General features: G+C 71.8%; 13 protein-coding genes. 8 read left to right on the forward strand and 5 right to left on the reverse strand.

Annotated features, from left to right (window positions below; genetic code table 11):
• Positions 1-116 precede the first annotated feature (116 nt).
• From IE185_RS23365 to IE185_RS23385, 5 genes are all read left to right on the forward strand, one after another.
• Positions 117-842: an HAD family hydrolase gene (locus IE185_RS23365; protein ID WP_189715967.1), complete on the forward strand. Its 726-nt coding sequence runs from the start codon at positions 117-119 to the stop codon at positions 840-842.
• Positions 839-3,559 (forward strand): bifunctional FO biosynthesis protein CofGH, encoded by a 2,721-nt coding sequence (locus IE185_RS23370; protein ID WP_268246673.1) that lies wholly within the window; start codon positions 839-841, stop codon positions 3,557-3,559. Before IE185_RS23365 ends, IE185_RS23370 begins: the two co-directional genes overlap by 4 nt.
• A gap of 113 nt (positions 3,560-3,672) precedes the next feature.
• The gene (locus tag IE185_RS23375; protein WP_138898310.1) at positions 3,673-4,182 is read left to right on the forward strand and encodes an NfeD C-terminal domain-containing protein; all 510 of its coding nucleotides are present in this window, start codon (positions 3,673-3,675) and stop codon (positions 4,180-4,182) included.
• A 196-nt stretch (positions 4,183-4,378) separates the two neighbouring features.
• Positions 4,379-5,803, forward strand: coding sequence for a flotillin family protein (locus tag IE185_RS23380; RefSeq protein ID WP_138908896.1), 1,425 nt, complete (start codon positions 4,379-4,381; stop codon positions 5,801-5,803).
• A 244-nt stretch (positions 5,804-6,047) separates the two neighbouring features.
• The gene (locus tag IE185_RS23385; protein WP_138898322.1) at positions 6,048-7,163 is read left to right on the forward strand and encodes an ADP-ribosylglycohydrolase family protein; all 1,116 of its coding nucleotides are present in this window, start codon (positions 6,048-6,050) and stop codon (positions 7,161-7,163) included.
• 69 nt (positions 7,164-7,232) lie between these two features.
• Here the strand turns inward: IE185_RS23385 and IE185_RS23390 are convergent, their stop codons facing one another.
• On the reverse strand, positions 7,233-8,801 hold the full coding sequence (locus IE185_RS23390) for a sodium:solute symporter family protein (protein ID WP_138898321.1): 1,569 nt from the start codon (positions 8,799-8,801) through the stop codon (positions 7,233-7,235).
• A gap of 356 nt (positions 8,802-9,157) precedes the next feature.
• A complete protein-coding gene (locus IE185_RS23395) occupies positions 9,158-9,940 on the reverse strand; it encodes an SDR family oxidoreductase (protein ID WP_138898323.1) in 783 nt (260 codons plus the stop codon).
• Positions 9,941-10,031: 91 nt separating this feature from the next.
• Here IE185_RS23395 and IE185_RS23400 point away from each other — a divergent pair, with 91 nt between their 5' ends.
• A complete protein-coding gene (locus IE185_RS23400) occupies positions 10,032-10,886 on the forward strand; it encodes a hypothetical protein (RefSeq protein ID WP_189715904.1) in 855 nt (284 codons plus the stop codon).
• A 187-nt stretch (positions 10,887-11,073) separates the two neighbouring features.
• Here IE185_RS23400 and IE185_RS23405 read toward each other — a convergent pair whose 3' ends face one another.
• From IE185_RS23405 to IE185_RS23415, 3 genes are all read right to left on the reverse strand, one after another.
• Positions 11,074-11,283 (reverse strand): DUF397 domain-containing protein, encoded by a 210-nt coding sequence (locus IE185_RS23405; protein WP_138902904.1) that lies wholly within the window; start codon positions 11,281-11,283, stop codon positions 11,074-11,076.
• A 198-nt stretch (positions 11,284-11,481) separates the two neighbouring features.
• Positions 11,482-12,339: a helix-turn-helix domain-containing protein gene (locus IE185_RS23410; protein WP_138896137.1), complete on the reverse strand. Its 858-nt coding sequence runs from the start codon at positions 12,337-12,339 to the stop codon at positions 11,482-11,484.
• A 273-nt stretch (positions 12,340-12,612) separates the two neighbouring features.
• Positions 12,613-13,356, reverse strand: a complete 744-nt coding sequence (locus IE185_RS23415) for a GOLPH3/VPS74 family protein (RefSeq protein ID WP_138896136.1) — start codon at positions 13,354-13,356, stop codon at positions 12,613-12,615.
• A gap of 207 nt (positions 13,357-13,563) precedes the next feature.
• On the opposite strand from IE185_RS23415, the gene IE185_RS23420 reads away from it, so the two are divergent.
• Both IE185_RS23420 and IE185_RS23425 read left to right on the forward strand, forming a co-directional pair.
• The gene (locus tag IE185_RS23420) at positions 13,564-16,236 is read left to right on the forward strand and encodes a serine hydrolase (RefSeq protein ID WP_138896135.1); all 2,673 of its coding nucleotides are present in this window, start codon (positions 13,564-13,566) and stop codon (positions 16,234-16,236) included.
• 163 nt (positions 16,237-16,399) lie between these two features.
• Positions 16,400-18,307, forward strand: coding sequence for a DUF8823 domain-containing protein (locus tag IE185_RS23425; protein WP_138896134.1), 1,908 nt, complete (start codon positions 16,400-16,402; stop codon positions 18,305-18,307).
• Positions 18,308-18,420 lie beyond the last annotated feature (113 nt).

Consider the following 18,420-nt stretch of genomic DNA (forward strand, 5'->3'; position numbering starts at 1 on the left):
CTCCGACGCCACACTCCGCAAAAGGCGGCCCCCACACCAGAAACAACCACCGCCCCCGCCACACCAACGCCCCCGCACCCACCCCCCACCCCGGGTGGCATCATCACGGCGTGACCATCACCCCAGCCTCCACCCCAACACCCACCCCAGCCTCCACTCCCACTCCCACCCCCGCCCCCCGCTGCGTCCTCTTCGACGTCGACGGCACTCTCGTCGACGCCCTCGACAACCAGCGCCGCGTCTGGGCCGACTGGGCCGTGCGGTACGGAGTGGACCCCGGTGAGGTGTACCGGGTCGCACTGAGGACGCGGCCGTTGGAGACCTTCGCGGTCGTCGCTCCCGCCGAGGATCCGCAGGAGTGCCTGGCCGCGTTGCACGCGCTGGAAGACGCCGACGTACGGTCCGGGGAGTACGCGGCCTACGACGGCGCGGCGGAGCTTCTGCGCGGGCTGCCCGCCGGGGCGTGGGCGCTCGTCACCTCCAACTACGAGCACCGCGTGCGGGGGCGGTTCGCCCGTACCGGACTGCCGGTTCCCGAGGTGGTCGTGGACGCGGCCGGGGTGACCGAAGGCAAACCGTCCCCCGTGCCCTATCTCCTCGCCGCCGCTCGCCTCGGCGTCCGGCCGGAGAACTGCCTCGTCGTCGAGGACGCGCCCTCCGGCGTACAGGCCGGACTGCGCGCCGGCATGACCGTGTGGGGAGTGAACACCGACACGGCGGTCGAGGGTGTGCACCGCCACTTCGCGACCCTCAGGGACGCTGCCGCGCACATCACCGCGTTCCTGTCAGGTACTCCACACAGCAAGCCCGGCCAGGGTGCGCTCGTATGCTCGGACGCATGACGACGAGCGAGAGCGCACCGCAAGGAAACGTGACCCCACGCGGGACCGCCCCCGCCGTACCCTCCCCATCCACCCCCACCCCTCGCATCTCCACGCCCCCCACCTCCACCAGCATGCGCCGCGCCCTCAGGCGGGCCCGGGACGGGGTCGCGCTCGACACCGCCGAGGCCGCCGTACTGCTCCAGGCGCGCGGTGACGACCTCCGCGACCTCGCCGCCTCCGCCGCGCGCGTGCGGGACGCGGGGCTGGAGGCGGTGGGGCGGGCCGGCGTCATCACGTACTCGCGCAAGGTCTTCATCCCGCTCACCCGCCTGTGCCGCGACAAGTGCCACTACTGCACCTTCGTCACCGTCCCCGGCAAGCTCCGCCGCGCCGGCCACGGCATGTTCCTCTCTCCCGACGAGGTGCTCGACATCGCCCGGCGCGGCGTCGAGATGGGCTGCAAGGAGGCCCTCTTCACCCTCGGCGACCGCCCCGAGGACCGGTGGCCGGAGGCACGTGAGTGGCTGGAGGCGGAGGGGTACGACGACACCCTCGCGTACGTCCGCGCCATGGCCATCCGCGTCCTGGAGGAGACCGGGCTCCTGCCCCACCTCAACCCGGGCGTCATGTCCTGGACCGACCTCCAGCGGCTCAAGCCCGTCGCCCCCTCGATGGGCATGATGCTGGAGACGACCGCCACCCGCCTGTGGTCCGAGCCCGGCGGCCCGCACCACGGCTCCCCCGACAAGGAGCCCGCCGTACGCCTGCGGGTCCTGGAGGACGCCGGGCGGTCCAACGTCCCGTTCACGACCGGTCTGCTCATCGGCATCGGCGAGACGTACGAGGAGCGCGCCCACTCCCTCTTCGAACTCCGCAAGACCGCCCGCGCCTACCACGGCATCCAGGAAGTCATCGTCCAGAACTTCCGCGCCAAGCCGGACACCGCCATGCGCGGCATGCCCGACGCCGAGTTGGAGGAGCTGGCCGCCGCCATCGCCGTGGCCCGCCACATCCTCGGCCCGGCCGCTCGCATCCAGGCCCCGCCGAACCTCGTCGACGCCGAGTACGCCCTGCTCATCGGTGCCGGCATCGACGACTGGGGCGGCGTCTCACCCCTCACTCCCGACCACGTGAACCCCGAGCGCCCCTGGCCGCACATCGACGAACTCGCCGCCAGGACCGCCGCCGCCGGCTTCGAGCTGCGCGAACGGCTGACCATCTACCCGGAGTTCGTCCAGCGCGGCGAGCCGTGGCTGGACCCGCGTCTCCTCCCGCACGTACGGGCGCTCGCCGACCCGGAGACCGGGCTGGCCCGCACGGACGTGCGCCCCACCGGCCTCCCGTGGCAGGAACCCGACGGAGGGTTCAACCCGGCAGCGGCGGCCCCGTCCACAACCACCGCCGCTGCCCCGTCCGCCGGCACCGGACGTACGGACCTCCACCGCACCATCGACACCATCGGCCGCACCACCGACCGCCGTGACGACTTCGACGAGGTGTACGGCGACTGGGACGCCCTGCGCGAGGCCGCCGCGCCCGGCATGGTGCCCCAGCGCCTCGACACCGACGTGCGCCAGGCCCTGAACCAGGCCGCCGACGACCCCACCCGGCTCACCGACGACGAGGCGCTCGCGCTCCTCCACGCGGACGGCCCCGCCCTGGACGCCCTCACCCGCATCGCCGACGAACTGCGCCGGGACGTGGTCGGCGACGACGTCACGTACATCGTCACGCGCAACATCAACTTCACCAACGTCTGCTACACCGGCTGCCGCTTCTGCGCCTTCGCGCAGCGCCGCACCGACGCCGACGCGTACACGCTCTCCCTCTCCCAGGTGGCCGACCGGGCCGAGCAGGCATGGGACGTCGGCGCGGTCGAGGTGTGCATGCAGGGCGGCATCCACCCCGACCTGCCCGGCACCGCGTACTTCGACATCGCGCGTGCCGTGAAGGAGCGCGTCCCCGGCATGCACGTGCACGCTTTCTCGCCGATGGAGGTCGTCAACGGCGCGACGCGCACCGGCATGTCGATCCGCGAGTGGCTGACGGCGGCGAAGGAGGCGGGGCTCGACTCGATCCCCGGTACCGCAGCCGAGATCCTCGACGACGAGGTGCGCTGGGTCCTCACCAAGGGCAAGCTGCCGACCGCGAACTGGATCGAGGTCGTCGAGACGGCGCACGAGCTCGGCATCCGGTCCTCGTCGACCATGATGTACGGGCACGTCGACCAGCCCCGCCACTGGCTCGGCCACCTGCGCACGCTGGCGCGTATCCAGCGGACGGCGCTGTCGAAGAACGTCGGCGGTTTCACGGAGTTCGTCACCCTCCCCTTCATCCACACCAACGCCCCGGTCTACCTCGCCGGCATCGCCCGCCCCGGCCCGACGAACCGCGACAACCGCGCCGTCACCGCCATGGCCCGTCTCCTGCTCCACCCGTACATCACGAACATCCAGACCAGCTGGGTGAAGCTGGGCGCGGAGGGCGCCGCCGAGATGCTGCGCTCGGGTGCGAACGATCTCGGCGGCACGCTGATGGAGGAGACCATCTCCCGTATGGCGGGCTCCAGTTACGGCTCGTACCGCTCCATCCAGGACCTGGTGGCGATCGCGGACTCCGCCGGCCGCCCCTCCAAGCCCCGCACCACTCTCTACGGCGAGGTCCCCCCCGAGCGCCGGCAGTCGGCCACCGCATCGGACGGCCACCTTCCGGAGTTGCTGCCTGTGCTGGAGTGATGCGGCAGCAAGGGCGAGTGAAGATTGCCCGGGACCGGCAATGCTTTCTGTCAGTCCTGCGTGAGACGATCCCTTTGGTCCAAGAGATCGGCCCACGGGGGAGGGTGAGCGGAATGACGGTGTTTCTCGGTCTCGGCATCGCGGGGATCGTGCTGCTGGCGCTCTCGTTGATCTTTGACGGGATTCTGGAAGGGCTTTTCGGGGGAGTCCTCGACGGCCTTTTCGACGGGCTTCTTTCACTGCCCGTCATTGCCGGGTTCATATCGATGTTCGGCTTCGGCGGTGCCATCATGCTCGGCACCACGGGTCTCGGAGGCGGGGTCGCCACGGGCGTCGGTGTGGCGGCGGGGGTTCTGGCGGGCTGGCTCGCGTGGCGGTTCAGCCGTGCGCTGATGCGCGACCAGACCGACGCCACCCCGCGCGGCACCGATCTCGTCGGCACCGCCGGGTCCGTCGTCACCGCGATCCCGGCCGACGGGTACGGCGAGGTGCTGCTGCGGCTCGGCGGCCAGCCAGTCAAGCTCGCGGCCAAGAGCGCGGTGCCGGTCGCGCGCGGCGCCGAGATCTGGGTGGAGGCGTCACTGTCGAGCACCTCGGTCGCGGTGCGCCCGGTCGAGCGCTGAACCCCGCACGCCGCAGCCCGAACTCCTCACCCGGCACGCCGAACGCCCCGCCCCAACGCTGATACGTCGGCCGGGTGGCCGGGTCCACGCGCGCACGGGTGCCCCTGGCCGAGTCCGTGTCCGTAACCAGCTCCACGCACCAGTCCTTCATCGCTCCAACTGCTGCCTCCCCTGGGAAGGCAGGGGGGAATGCATCATGAGTCCAGTCGTCATCGCCGTCGTGGGAGTCGTCGTACTCCTCGTCCTGCTGGCCCTTGTCGTCATCACGCGCTACAAGGTCGCCGGCCCCAGCGAAGCGTTCATCATCACCGGCCGCCGCGGTAAGACCTCCGTCGACCCGGTCACCGGCCACACCTCCACCGACAACAGCGGCCAGAAGGTCGTCGTCGGTGGCGGCGTCTTCGTCGTGCCGTTCGTTCAGCAGAAGTTCACTCTCGACCTCTCCAGCCGGCACATCCCGATCTCCGTCCGCGGCGCCGTCACCCTGCGGGGTGTGAAGGCCAACCTCGAAGGCGTCGCCATCGTCAAGGTCGGCGGCAGCGAGGACGCCATCCGGGCCGCGGCCCAGCGTTTCCTCCAGCAGCAGGACGGCATCGTCGGCTTCACGCAGGAAGTGCTGTCCGGCGCGCTGCGCGCCATCGTCGGCCGCATGTCGGTCGAGGACATCATCCGCGACCGCGCCGCCTTCGCAGGTCAGGTCGCCGAGGAGGCCGAGGCCAGCCTCTCCGGCCAGGGTCTGATCCTCGACGCCTTCCAGATCCAGGACATCACCACCGAGGGCTCCTACCTGGAGGACCTCGGCCGGCCCGAGGCCGCCCGCGCCCGCCAGGAGGCCGACATCGCCGAGGCGATCGCCAAGCGGGCCTCGGAGCAGGCCCGGCTGAAGGCGGCGGAGGAGATCGCCGTCGCCGAGCGGACCTTCTACCTCAAGCAGGCCGAGATCCGCGTCGAGACCGAGGCCGCCGCGGCCAAGGCCAACGCCGCCGGCCCGCTCGCCGACGCCGCGCGCCAGCAGGAAGTACTCGCCGAGCAGGAGAAGGTCGCCGAGCGCCAGGCCGCGCTGACCGACCGCGAGCTCGACACCAAGGTCCGCAAGCCCGCCGACGCCGCCCGTTACCAGGCGGAGCAGGAGGCCGAGGCCCGTCGTATCGCGCAGGTCAAGGAGGCCGAGGCGGACGCCGAGCGCTCCCGCCTCACCGGTGAGGGCGAGAAGCTGCACCGCGCGGCGCTCGCCGAGGCCGTACGCATCGAGGGCGAGGCTGAGGCGGCGGCCATCGCCGCGAAGGGTTCGGCCGAGGCCGAGGCCATGCGCAAGAAGGCCGACGCCTTCGCGCAGTACGGCGACGCGGCCGTCCTCCAGATGCTCGTCGAGGTGCTGCCGCAGGTCGTCGCCAAGGCGGCCGAGCCGATGAGCGCCATCGACAAGCTGACCGTGATCTCCACGGACGGCGCGAGCCAGCTCTCCCGTACGGTCACCGACAACGTCGCCCAGGGCATGGAGATGCTCAGCTCCACCACCGGCGTCGACCTCGCCGAGCTGCTGAAGGGCATCACCCAGCGCGGCGGGAAGCCGGCCCCGGAGCCGGCCGACGCCAACGGCAAGATCCAGATCACGGACTGAGCCGCCCCGGCCTCCGCCCCGCCTCCGACCTGCCCCGTCTCCGGCCGGTCCCCCGCCGCTCACCCTCCCCGTCGCGGGAGAAGCGGCGGGCGGACCGGCAGGGCGGAGCCACGCCTGACGGGCCGGACCCGTGGCGTCCGCTCGCACACCCGTCCCCTGAGCACCCCGTTCCCCTTCGATTACAGTGCTGCGCCAGACGTCGTACACCGGCACACGCGACCGGCACACGCGAAGGGCAGAAGCGGTGAGCGCACCAGTCACATCCGTATGGGGCCGTGCCGAGCAGCAGGACTTCCGCAGCCGGGTGCGCGGCTGCCTGCTCGGCGGTGCGGTCGGTGACGCGCTCGGCGCCGGCGTGTCCGCGCTGAGCCTGGACGAGATCCACGCGGCCCACGGCGTCGACGCCGTCACCGACCTCGTCCCCGTGTACGGCAGACGCGGCGCCGTCACCGCCGGCACCCAGCTGACCCTCTTCACCGTCGACGGCCTCATACGGGCCCAGGTGCGTCGCGACACCGGGGCCTGGCACCCGCCGACCGACATACACCGCGCCCACCTGCGGTGGGCCGTCACCCAGCGCGACTGGGGGCCCGACGAGCGCCGCAAGGACGGCGGCTGGCTCGCCAGGGAGGAGTGGCTGTACGCACGCCGCGACCCCTCCCGCGAATGCCTGACCGGCCTCGCCGACGAGACCATGGGCACGCTCGACCGGCCCAGGAACCCCACCGCCCGCGACTCCGGCGCCGTCACCCGTTCCGCGCCCTTCGGGCTCCTCGTCGGCTGGGAGCCGCAGCTCGTCTTCCAGCTCGCCGTCGAATGCGCCGCCCAGACCCACGGCCACCCCACGGCGTACCTCTCGGCCGGTGCGTTCGCCGTGATCGTGCACGGCCTGGCGCGGGGCGAGACCGTCGACGCCTCCGTCCAGCGCGCCCTCGTCCTGCTCGCCGCCCGCCCCGGTCACCAGCCCGTCACCGACGCCCTCAAGCAGGCCCTCGGCGCCGTACGCCAGGGGATGCCGTCGCCCGCCCGCGTCGAGTCGCTCGGCGACGGGCGCACCGCCGAGGACGTACTCGCCGTCGCCGTCTACTGCGCCCTCGTCGGCGAGGACATCCGGCACGGTCTGCGCCTGGCCGTCAACCACGGCGGAGCCTCGGAGGCCACCGGCGCGCTCTGCGGCAGCCTGCTCGGCGCGCTGCACGGCGAGACGGCGCTGCCGCCGGGCTGGGTGGCCGAGCTCGAAGGGCGCTCCACGCTCCTCGAACTGGCCGACGACTTCGCCATGGAGATGACCCAGGGCCCCGCCCTGCACGGCCCCGCGATCAACGCCCCCGGCTGGCTGAACCGCTACCCGAGGGGCTGACGGCCGCCCGACGACCGGACGACCCCGCCTCACCCGACGGCGCCATGCCTACCCCGACGTCTCCTCCACTCAGTCCCCCCTCCTTTCGCGCGCAATCGCGTCCCCCGCACCGGCCGGCGCGGGGACCGTCGCGCCCGCGGTGTCCGGCGACGTGCCGTCGTCCCCGTCCGTGTTGATGCGCGCCAGCACCGCGTCGCGCTCTGGAGTGTCCTCCGGCTTGAGGTGGCCGATCAGCACGAACAGGATCAGCGACACGACCAGCGGCACCGACACCTGGTACTGCGTCGCCACGCCGTCCATCCCGTAGTTCACCACCCAGAACGCGAACAGCCCGCACGCCCAGGAGACCAGGGCGGCCGTGGGACCGGACTTACGGAACCGGGGCAGCAGCCCGAGCATGAACGGGATGGCGATCGGGCCCATCAGGCCCGCGACCCACTTGATGACGATCGTGATGATGTCCTTGAACGCCGGAGAGTTGACCTGGGTGGCGATCGCCATCGACAGCGCGAGGAACGCCACGGTCGAGAGCCGCGCGGCCACCAGCCCCGCGCGCTGCGACCACCCGCGCGCCTTCGCCGACAGCGCGGGCGCGATGTCGCGGGTGAAGACGGCGGCGATGGCGTTGGCGTCCGAGGAGCACATCGCCATGGTGTGGGAGAAGAAGCCCACGATGACCAGCCCCAGCAGACCGTGCGGCAGCAGCTGTTCGGTCATGAGGGCGTACGAGTCCGACGCGTCCGGCTTCTGCGCGTCGACCAGCAGCGGCGCGCACCACATCGGGAAGAAGAGGACCAGCGGCCACACCAGCCACAGGGCCGCTGACAGCCGGGCCGAGCGTGTGGCCTCGCGGGCGCTCGCCGTTGCCATGTAGCGCTGGGCCTGGTTCCACATGCCGCCGGAGTACTCGAAGGTCTTGATGAAGAGGTAGGCCAGCAGGAACATCATGGTGAAGTCGCCGGTCAGCGGGTCGTTGTGGGTCTCCGGGAGCTTGTCCCACACCGTCCACAGCGAGCTGAAGCCGCCGAGTTCCCCCATCACCGCGATGAGCATCGCGAGCCCGGCGAAGAGCTGGATGACGAACTGCCCCAGTTCCGTCAGGGCGTCGGCCCACAGTCCGCCGACCGTGCAGTAGATGCCCGTGATGACGCCGGTGATGAGGATGCCCTGGTTGAGCGAGATGCCGGTGAAGACGGTCAGCAGCGTGGCGATCGCCGCCCACTTGGCCGCCACGTCCACGATCTTCAGCAGTACGCCGGACCAGGCGAGGGCCTGCTGGGTGGGCAGGTTGTAGCGGTTCTTGAGGTATTCCAGCGGCGAGGCGACATGCAGCCTGGACCTGAGCCGGTTGAGCCGTGGGGCGAACAGGCTGGACCCGATCGCGATGCCGATCGCGATGGGGAAGGACCACGTCACGAAGGACGTGACGCCGTACTTGTACGCGATGCCCGCGTAGCCGGTGAACATGACGGCGCTGTAACCGGACATGTGGTGGGAGATGCCGGAGAGCCACCACGGCATCTTCCCGCCGGCCGTGAAGAAGTCGCTGACGTTGTCCACGCGCTTGTGGGACCAGACGCCGATCGCGACCATGATTCCGAAGTAGCCGATGAGCACGGCCCAGTCGAGACTGTTCATGCCCCCTCCAGGGGTCCGCCTTGTCCTGCGTTCATCTGAATGAACCCGAGCGCGCCTCGTCAGTACGTCCGGATGGCGGGCGCCCCCGTGCGGGAGCGGGGACTTCGGGGATTGAACCGCCTGTGCGGGCAGCCGGTCAAGGCCCCTCGGGGTCAAGGATGTGAACGCAGGTCATAAAGCGGAACCTCTTTGCCGTTTCTTGACCCTCCGGGGCGTTGTCGCGCACGTGACGGCAGCCACACGATGAGCGGGCGCATCGTCACGTGCAACGGAAACGACCGCACGGGATGCGGGTCCCGTGCGGTCGGAAGAAGGAGTGAGGAGAGAGGGAGGAAAGGGGGAGGCGGAGGCAGTGGCTATCGCATCAGCTCGCCCGCGTTCACCAGCAGCGACTGGCCGGTGATCGCGCGGGCCCGGTCGGAGGCAAGGAACGCCACGGCCTGCGCCACGTCGCCGTCGGTGGCCAGCTCGGGCAGCGCCATGCGCGCGGTGAGCCGCCCCAGCACCTCCTGCTCCGGTACGCCCTCGGTGTGCGCGGCGAACTGGACGTACGCCTGCACCGGCGGGCCCCACATCCACCCGGGCAGCACGGTGTTCACCCTGATCCGGTGCGTCCCGAGTTCGCGCGCCATCGAGTACATCGCCGAGGTGAGCGCCCCCTTCGACGCCGCGTACGCCGCCTGCTCCACCTCGGACGGCGCGGCGATCGCCGACTGCGTGCCGATGATGACGACCGAGCCGCCCCGCTCCTTCAGCGCCGGCAGGCAGGCGCGGGTCATCCGCAGCGTGCCGAGCAGGTTCACGTCGAGCACGCTCTGCCAGGTGGCGAAGTCGGCGTCCTCGACGCCGCCGAAGTAGCTGTCCCAGGCCGCGACATGGGCGACGGCGTCGATCCGTCCGAAGCGCTCCACGGCGAGCGCGGCGAGCGCCTCGCACTGGTCCTCGTGCGTGATGTCGGTGACCAGCTGGGCCGTGTGCCGGCCGCCCGGATCGATCTCGGCGGCGCACTTGACGAGGTTCGCCTCCGTGCGGGCGCCGAGCACCGCGTTGCCGCCGTCGCGCACGACGGCCGCGGCGATCCGGTGCCCGAGCCCGGCGCCGACGCCCGACACGACGACGGTCTTCCCCTGAAGCAGCATCCGGTCGCCCTTCCGGTTCCAGGTCTGGCCATTCATCTGACGAGGCGTCAGAGTAGGTCCGTCCGGCGGCGGAAGGAAGGGATCGGCAGCCATGGGTGAGGACACGCGCAGTGAGGTGTACGCGGAACTGGCGAGCGTCGGGCCCTACGGTGTCCGGCCGGGACACGCCCTGATCACCATGGTCGAACCGCACCCGGGCCACGAGTACGCGTACAACCGCTGGTACGAGGACGACCACTACGTCGCCGGCGCTATGGCCATGCCCTGGATGTACGCCGGGCGCCGCTGGGTCGCCACCCGTGACCTCCAGCTCCTGCGCTACCCGCAGAAGTCCGCCGTCGCGCAGCCGGTCACCGCCGGCTGCTACCTCTCGACGTACTGGGTGACGGAGGGGCGCTACGACGAGCACATGAAGTGGACCGTCGGGATCAACAAGCGCCTCAACCGCGACGGGCGCGTCCACCAGGACCGTACGCACGTCTTCACGGCCTTCCAGGACCATGAGGCGACCGTCTACCGCGACGGGGACGCCGGGCCGCGCGACTTCCACGCGCTCGACCACCCGTACCGGGGCCTGGTGCTGGAGGTCGTCGACGCCGAAAGCCCCGGGCGGCGGGCGAAGCTGCTGGAGTGGCTGCGGGACACGCACCTCCCGCGCCGGCTGGCGGAGCGGTCGGGCGCCGGGGGGCCGGCCGCGATGGTCACCGTCTTCCGGCCGACGCCGCTGCCGGGTGACCGGATGAGCTACGTGAAGCAGGTCGAGGGGGTCGACACCCGGCTGACGCTGCTCTGGTTCCTGGAGACCGATCCGCGCGAGGCGTGGGAGGAGCGCTTCGGCGGGCTGGACGAGGAGGTGGCGGCGTCGGGGCTGGGCCGGGTGGAGCTGGTGGCGCCGTTCGTCCCGACGGTCCCGGGGACGGACCGGTACGTCGACGAACTGCGCTGAGGGGCGTACCGCCGGGCGCCGGCGGACGTGGCGGAGCCCCCTCGGCCAGGACGGCGGACCGGTCGAGAGGGCTCACTTCGGTGGTGCTCGGCGCGTCGGTTCCCGCGCCTCGGTGCTCGGTACCCGCGCCTCGGTGGGTCGGTCTCGGCGCGTCGTCCACGGCGGGTCGTGACTCGCCCCGGACCGGTCAGCCGAGGTCGAACGTCCCCTGGCCGACCCCGCCCACGAACGCGCTCCAGGAACCGGGGGCGAAGGTGATCGAAGGGCCCTCGGGCGCCTTCGAGTCCCGCACCGCGACAGCGTGGCTGACCGGGGACTTGACCTCTACACATGCGCCGTTACCCCCGGAGTACGAGGACTTCGTCCAGGTGTCCGTAGCGCCCTGATGGATTGCCATGTTCACTCCGAATTTGCTGGTCGTGGAGAGTGAGACGCCAACGTTCTTGCTGGCGTGAGCGACGCTACTCGCGAACCACCTCGCGTGAAGTGGTCGTTCACCCGACCGGATGGCATATTCCATGAGGGACTTCCGCTGCGCCGTGACCAAGGTGTACCGTTCCGGTTCCCTCGGCGGAAGCTCTGATTCAGGGGCTGATCAGCGGGCGTAATCCTTCGCGATGTTCGCGATGAAATGGCGCGAGGCCTCGACGTTCAGCGCCTGGGCGCGCAGGTGCTCGTACATCACGCTGTACTTCTGTACGTCGTTCGCCTTCTCCAGATAGAGGTCGCTCGTGACGCCCTCGATGTAGACCACGCTGGAGTCGGCCGCGTCCGGGAACTCCAGGATCGCGTAGTGGCCGCTGATGCCGGGATGCGCGCCCATGTCGAACGGAAGTATCTGGACCGTCACATGGGGCAGCTGGGACTGCTCCACCAGGTGTTCCAGCTGCTCCCGCATGAGCTGTCTGTCGCCGACCACGCGGCGCAGCGCCGCTTCGTCGATCACGGCCCACAGCCGCAGCGGCTGTTCGGCGGTGAGGATGCGTTCCTGCCGGCGCAGTCTGACGTTGACCCGTTTCTCCACGTCGCCGGCGGCCGTCTCGGGCAGCGCGCCGGTGATCAGCGCCTCGGCGTAGCGCGGGGTCTGGAGCAGGCCGGGAACGATCTGCGGGTCGTACACGCGCAGGGACGCGGCGTCCGTCTCCAGGCCGATGTAGACGCTGTACGGGATGTCGCCGAAGGCGTGCCACCAGCCCTGCTGGCGCGAGTCCTTGGCCATCTGCATCAGCGAGTCGACGATGCGGTGGTCCTCGACGTCGTACACCCCGCACAGGTCGCGTACGTCGCGCTGGCTGATGGAGCGGCGGCCGTTCTCCAGGCGGCTGATCTTCGACTGGGAGACCAGGAGGCGCTCCGCCACCTCCTCGGCCGTCATGCCCTTGAGCTCGCGCAGCCGGCGGAGCTCCTGGCCCAATCGGCGTCGCCTGACGGTGGGGTTGACGTTCGACGCCACGGGAACTGCACCTCCGGCTGAGTGCGTTGTGCGTATGTACTGCTACACGCTCTACTTCTCAGCAGACTGCCACCAATGGTCATGTCCGCGCTGGGAAATGCCCACACAGGGTGCCGACGCGAGCGCGCGGGGTGGCGGGTCCGGTCGGGGCCAGGATGGCCTGGCCGACCGGTCCGCCACCCCGCGCGCCGGGGTGCGGCTCCCGAACCGGGTCTTGGGGACATCGGTGCGGCGATGGTCGTACGGGTGCTGCTCTCGGTGCTGCGGCCGGGTTCAGTGCGCCGCGAGGCGCGCCATGCCGTCGCGGCGTGACTGCGTTTGCTGCGGTTGCGCCTGCATCGGTACGGCCGACTGCGGTCGACCGCCCCCCGCAGGGGCGCGGCGCGGCTGTGCGGCCGCACCGTTCTGGACGTCCATCACGGCGTGCGCCACGAGTCCGCCCATCGGGTCGTGCCTGATCAGATCCCGGAGGCGGGAGCGTGATGAGCGCCCCTCGTTGCCGGGGTAGAGGTGCTTGCCGAGTCCCACTGCGTGAGCGAGCGCGGCGAGCGCCGCGGTCCGCGGGTCCGGCGGTACGCCGGTGCGGATCGCACTGTCGAGCCGGGACCTGATCTCCCGGCAGATCACCGATTCCGTCGCCTGGTAGCGAGTCGTCGGCAGCACCCCGCACATCTGGCCCGCCACGGCATGCACCATGCCGCACCGCTCCAGATGCGAGAGATACGTCTGGCGGAGCCCCAGCCGGGGTCCGCCGATCCAGTGGACGGCCCGGACCGGGCTGCCGCGCCTGCGCAGCAGTTCCAGTGCGGAGTCCAAAGTCGGATCTCCTGTCGGCCGTGCCATCACCACGGCGATACGATCCCCGTCTGGGGCTATCCGTCCTGCCAGAGCCAGCTCTACTAGCTGTGCCCCGGCCAGGCCGAGGTCGAGCGACTGCGGCTGCGCTGTGGTACCCGTTGTCGGGTCCAGAGCGAGCAGCAGAAGCTCCTCCGGAAGTGTTCTGCGGCTCCTGCCCATCCATGCCTCCCCGCGTGGATGAATGACAGGGTGACCCCTCTCACATTCATCTGTCGAGAGCGCCTGGGTGCTTCGTACGGGAACCGGCACGTATGTCGTTCTCGTCTAGCGAGGGAGCCAGGGTCTCAGACAGGACACTGGTACATGGTTCGGACATCGGACCGCGGACAGCGGGCGTATGCGCGGGCGCGTATGAAGGAGGCATCGGTGGCGGGCGAGTCCCCCGACAGGTCGGAGCAGCGGAAGTCGTCGGGGGAGACGGCCCCGGGCGAACGCGATCCGCGGCTCGCCGTTTTCCGGGAATCGGCCGGCAGGGCCGAACCGGCGGACAGCGGCCGCGTCGATCAGCCGACGGCGGTTTTCAAGCTGCCGCGAGAAGAGTCCCCGACGGCCCCGGAGTCCCCGGAGGCGGCCCCGGAGCCCGCACAGGCCCCGGAGGACCGGGTCCCCGAGGGCGACGCGCGCCTGCGGAAGGCGGTGGCGGCCTGGGTCGCCACGGCGGACACACCGGAGGCCCCGGACGACGCGGCGAGCTCCGACGGCTCCGCGAAGGCGGCCGAGGGCCGCTCCGGCGACGCGCGGGCGGCGGCGGCAGCGCAGGCCCCGGCCGACGCGCCGGCCCCGCACACGACCTCCCAGGACGCGCCGACGGCCACCACGGCCGTCACGGACACCCCGGTCGGCGACCCCGAGCCGCCCCGGGCGCCGAAGCCCGCCGCGGCCGAGGACACCGCCGGGGCGACGGCCGACGAGGCCGACGCTTCCGGTACGGACACGGGCACCGACGACGCCGGTGAGCCGTCGGCGGACGCGGCCGGCGCCGGATGGAGCGAGCACGCGGTGGAGCTGTCCGGTACGGACGTCAAGACCGCCGGTGCTCCGGCGGACCGGGCGGCCGCCGAGCCGCAGGCCGGCACCGGCGCCCGCGCCTCCGACGTGGATGCCGACGCCGACGCCGGTGAGGCTTCCGGTTCGGACGGCGACGACGGCGACGAGTCGTCCGCGTCCGGTACGGACCACCCGGACGACTCCCGCCGCGCGGCCGACGACAAGGCCGCTCCCGCCCCGGCCGATGCGGATGCGAACGCCGCCGACGCCGTGGAGGACCGTTCCGCCACGGCCGACGGCAAGGGCGACGCCAAGCCCGGCGGCGAGCAGGACGACGAGGGCGACGACGAGGGCCGCGGCGAGGACGCACCCGCCGCCGACGCCGTGGCGCGGGACAGCTCCAAGGGTGGCGGGAGCGCGCCGTCCGGTGGAGCGGGCCCGCGTGAGGGCTCCGGCGCCGCGCGGGACGCGGCAGCCACCGGCGGTGGGGTCGACCAGGCCACCGCCGTGTTCAAGGCCGTACGGCCGCGCCAGGCCGTCGACCAGCCGACCACCGCGCTGAAGGCCGTCGGCACGCCCGAGTCCGCCGCCGAGCGCACCAGCCAGTTCGTCCCGCTGAAGCGGGACGACGTGAGGCCGCCGGCCGGCCGCCCGCGCAGCATCACTCCTGCCGCGCCGGCCGCCGCAGCCCCGGCCGCCGCGCCCCCCGCGGAAACCGCCGGGCCCGTGCCGGAGGCCGAGCGCACGCGGCAGCAGCCGCTGCCGCCCAAGCCGCCGCTCGACCTGCTGGCCGAGCTGACGAACACCCCGCCCCCGCCGGAGACCCCGGTCAGGACCGCCGTGCGGCGCGTCAAGATCTGGGCGCCGCTGGTCCTGCTCGTGGTGATCGTCTTTGCGGTCGTGCAGTTCGTGCGGCCGCTGCCCTCGCCCGCGCTCGCGCTGACGGCGAAGCCGACGTACACCTTCGACGGTGACGCGCTCAGCATGCCGTGGCCCGAGGAGGGCCAGTCGGCCGTCGAGGTGCCGGGCGTCGGCACCATCGGTACGCACGGGGAGCAGAAGCCCTGGCCGATCGCCAGCGTCGCCAAGACCATGACGGCGTACGTGATCCTCAAGGAGCACCCGCTCAAGGGCGCCGAGAACGGCCCGAAGATCAGGGTCGACGCTCAGGCCGAGAAGGAGTCCACGTACAAAGCGGAGTCGACCGCCAGCATCAAGGAGGGGCAGCACTTCACCGAGCGGCAGATGCTCCAGCTGCTGATGGTCCCCTCCGGCAACAACGCGGCGCGGCTGCTGGCCCGCTGGGATGCCAAGTCCGAGGAGGAGTTCGTCAGCAAGATGAACGACGCCGCCAAGGACCTCGGCATGAAGAACACGACGTACACCGACCCGAGCGGCCTGGAGGCCACCACGGTCAGCACCGCGACCGACCAGCTCAAGCTGGCGAAGGCGGTCATGGAGAACGACGTGTTCCGCGAGATCGTGAACCTGCCGGAGGTCGAGATCCCGGGCATCGACGGGAAGATCTACAACAACAACAACATCCTGCTCAAGCCCGGAGTCAGCGGTATCAAGACCGGCTCGTCCACCCCCGCCGGCGGCAACCTGCTGTGGTCCGCCAACACCGTCGTCGACGGCGAGGAGCGCCGGATCGTCGGTGCGGTGATGGGCCAGGAGGACGCCACCACGCTCGACGGCAAGCTGCAGCTCGCCATCAGCCGGAGCCTCGAGCTGATCCAGGCGGCCCAGCGGGACGTCACGTCGGCGACCGTCGTGAAGAAGGGCGATGTCGTCGGGTACGTCGACGACGGCCTCGGCGGCCGGACACCGGTCGTCGCGACCAAGGACCTGAAGGCCGTCGGCTGGCCGGGCCTGAAGGTGGAGCTGGCGATCTCCGACGCAGGGAAGCCGCTGCCGCACACCGCGAAGGCGGGCGACGAGGTCGGTCGGGTGACCGTCGGTTCGGGCCCCGGCCAGGTCACGGCACCCGTCGTGCTCGAGAAGGACCTGGTCGAGCCGGGCCTCGGGGACAAGCTGACCCGGATCGGCTGAGCCGGGGCCGGTCCGACGAGGGAGTGCCGCCGCCGGGCGTGGAAACCGGCGGCGGCAGCCCGTACACCGCGTGTTAACGTCCGGGCAACTACGGGACACGGGGACGGCGTCCTACTGCGTGTCGGGGGGTTGTTGGTACCCGGGGGAGACGGGGAGAGCCGTAATGACCACCGCTGAGCCCAGGCGCGCCGAGGGCGGCGACGGGGACGGGGACGACGCCGGCCGTGACGGCCGCACCGGCATACGGGACGCCGGCATCAGGCCGGGCCCGGAGCGTGCCGCGGCCCCGGGCAGCGGCCCCGCACCGGCGGCTCGCACCGCCCCGGGCCGCGCGCCCGCGCCCGTGTCCGCCGCTCCGGACGGCGGACGGGCGCGCCGCTTCCTCCGGCACCCCGTCACGATCGCGACCGCCGCCGCGGCCGTGGTCCACGTCGTGTGGTTCTTCTGCTTCGCGAACAGCGGCGGCGACCTCGCCGCCCAGGACGCCTGGGCCGAGTTCGTCGGCCGCCACCCCGACTCGGCGTACAACCTCGCCTGGTACGGCGGCATGCACCCGGTGTCGTACAGCGTGGTCTCGCCGTATCTGATGTCGGTCCTCGGCGTCCGTACGACGATGATGATCGTCGGCACCGTGTCGGCCGCCCTGACCGCGCTGATCCTGGTCCGCGTCAAGGCGGTCCGCAACCCGCTGTGGTGCGCGCTCGCCGGGGTCTTCGCCTTCCTCTGCAACGCGCTGTCGGGCCGGGTCACCTTCGGCCTGGGCATGATGTTCGCGCTCGGCGCGGTGGCGGCGGTGTTCTGCTGGCCGCGCCGCTGGGCCGCCAACCGGTGGGCGAAGGCGGGCGTCGCCGCGCCGCTCGCGGGTCTCGCCACGGCGAGCAGCCCGGTCGCGGGCCTGTTCCTCGGCGTCGTCGCGGCCGCGCTGTTCCTCAACAAGCGCCGCCCCGGGGCCTACGCGCTCGGCCTCGCGCCGGTCCTCGTCGTCGCCGTGTCGTCCTGGCTGTTCCCGTTCTCCGGTACGCAGCCGATGTCGGTCGGGACGGCGTCGCTGCCGTTCCTGTTCGGCGTGCTGGTGGCCGTGCTCGTACCGGCGGACTGGAAGACGGTGCGGGCGGGGGCCGCCGTCTACGCCGTCGGCGTGCTGCTGACCTATCTCATCGACTCGCAGATCGGCAGCAACGTCTCGCGCCTGGCGATGGTGTTCGCCGGTGTCGTGCTGCTGGCCGCGCTGCCGTTCGTGGCCCCGCGCACCGCCAAGTGGTACGCCCTCGTCGTCGCCTTCGCCGGTTTCACCTTCTGGATCGGCTACAAGAGCGTCGACGACATCATCCGCACCGCGCCGACGGCGTCCTGGGCGCGTGAGCTGGCCCCGCTGGTCAACCAGTTGCAGGAGGTAGGCGCGGAGAAGGGCCGGGTCGAGGTGGTCCCGGCCAGCAGTCACCGGGAGGCGTCGGCGCTCGCTCCGTACGTCAATCTGGCGCGCGGCTGGAACCGGCAGGCCGACATGGAGCGCAACCCGCTCTTCTACGACGACACCCTGCACCCCGACACGTACCGCGAGTGGCTGGACCGCTGGGCCGTGCACTACGTCGTGCTGCCCAAGGGCGCCCCGGACAGGTCGGGCGCCACGCAGGAGTACGAGCTCGTACGCGCCGGCCAGCCGTACCTGGAACAGGTCTGGGCGGACGACAACTGGCGGCTCTTCCGCGTCGACGACCCCACCCCGCTCGCCGACCCGCCCGCGACCGTGGACCGCGCCGGCGCGGGCGAGCTGACGATCCGGGTGCGGAGCGCGGGCCGGGTCCTGATCCGGATCCCGTACTCGCCGTGGCTGGGCCTGGTCGACGCCGAGGGCGAGCGGGTCGAACCGCCGGCCGAGACGCCGGAGTCGAAGCTCCGGGGGCAGACCCCCCGGGAGTTCACCAATCCGAACGGCTGCCTGATGAAGGCGGACGAGGACGCGGCCGGCGACGAGTGGACGCAGTTGCTCGCGCCGAGGCCCGGGGTGTACCGGCTGGCGGCGCCCTACGGCCTGACCCGGGGGACGGCCTGCCCGCAGGAGCTGCGCTGAGGGAGCGCGCGCGGGAGCGGCGCCGGGGACGGGCGGCGGTGGCCGGCCCCTGTGCGCAGGCGCGGGTGCGAGGCCCCCGACCCGTGCGGCGAGCGCCCGCCGCCCCCGTGCGC

Source organism: Streptomyces chryseus (genome assembly GCF_014650755.1).
GTDB lineage: Bacteria > Actinomycetota > Actinomycetes > Streptomycetales > Streptomycetaceae > Streptomyces > Streptomyces chryseus.

Bases quoted from the DNA above. Each gene is read 5' to 3' on its own strand.
- IE185_RS23370 (WP_268246673.1), top strand. From the start codon at position 839: ATGACGACGAGCGAGAGCGCACCGCAAGGAAACGTGACCCCACGCGGG.
- IE185_RS23395 (WP_138898323.1), bottom strand. From the start codon at position 9,940: ATGCTGCTTCAGGGGAAGACCGTCGTCGTGTCGGGCGTCGGCGCCGGG.
- IE185_RS23425 (WP_138896134.1), top strand. From the start codon at position 16,400: ATGACCACCGCTGAGCCCAGGCGCGCCGAGGGCGGCGACGGGGACGGG.
- IE185_RS23380 (WP_138908896.1), top strand. From the start codon at position 4,379: ATGAGTCCAGTCGTCATCGCCGTCGTGGGAGTCGTCGTACTCCTCGTC.
- IE185_RS23415 (WP_138896136.1), bottom strand. From the start codon at position 13,356: ATGGGCAGGAGCCGCAGAACACTTCCGGAGGAGCTTCTGCTGCTCGCT.
- IE185_RS23375 (WP_138898310.1), top strand. From the start codon at position 3,673: ATGACGGTGTTTCTCGGTCTCGGCATCGCGGGGATCGTGCTGCTGGCG.
- IE185_RS23405 (WP_138902904.1), bottom strand. From the start codon at position 11,283: ATGGCAATCCATCAGGGCGCTACGGACACCTGGACGAAGTCCTCGTAC.
- IE185_RS23390 (WP_138898321.1), bottom strand. From the start codon at position 8,801: ATGAACAGTCTCGACTGGGCCGTGCTCATCGGCTACTTCGGAATCATG.
- IE185_RS23400 (WP_189715904.1), top strand. From the start codon at position 10,032: ATGGGTGAGGACACGCGCAGTGAGGTGTACGCGGAACTGGCGAGCGTC.